Raw genomic sequence first — 439 nt, 5'->3', positions numbered from 1 at the left:
TTCGATTCATCATCGACTTGCAAAAATTTGAGAGACTCGAACACACCATTTTTCATTTCTTATTACGGAGAAATGAAACAGTGTGTCGTTTCAATTTTCAGCTTGATCCAGATTTTTAAAGAGCAAATATCTCAAACGTGACTCGTAAGTCAGTTTTGAGATACTTCGGTCGGCGACTTTCACTCACACATACCAGCAAGTGGCGTCCCCTAGGGGATTCGAACCCCTGTTACCGCCGTGAAAGGGCGGTGTCCTGGGCCTCTAGACGAAGGGGACACTGAAGTCTCAATCGCAAGACGCCTTGCTATTTACTTTTCATCAGACAATCTGTGTGAGCACTACAAAGGCAGGTTCTTTAAGGTAAGGAGGTGATCCAACCGCAGGTTCCCCTACGGTTACCTTGTTACGACTTCACCCCAGTCATGAATCACAAAGTGGT

General features: G+C 45.6%; 1 tRNA gene and 1 rRNA gene. Both read right to left on the bottom strand.

Annotation, left to right across the window (positions count from 1 at the left end):
• Positions 1 to 200: 200 nt before the first annotated feature.
• A tRNA-Glu gene (locus BZK40_RS24085) sits at positions 201 to 276 on the bottom strand.
• An 85-nt stretch (positions 277 to 361) separates the two neighbouring features.
• Positions 362 to 439, bottom strand: a 16S ribosomal RNA gene (locus BZK40_RS24080); the annotation flags it as partial.

This window comes from Citrobacter portucalensis (assembly GCF_002042885.1).
In the GTDB taxonomy this organism is placed as follows: domain Bacteria; phylum Pseudomonadota; class Gammaproteobacteria; order Enterobacterales; family Enterobacteriaceae; genus Citrobacter; species Citrobacter portucalensis.
Note: the sequence above shows the minus strand (reverse complement) of the source record. Positions and strands in the feature narration are given on the sequence as shown.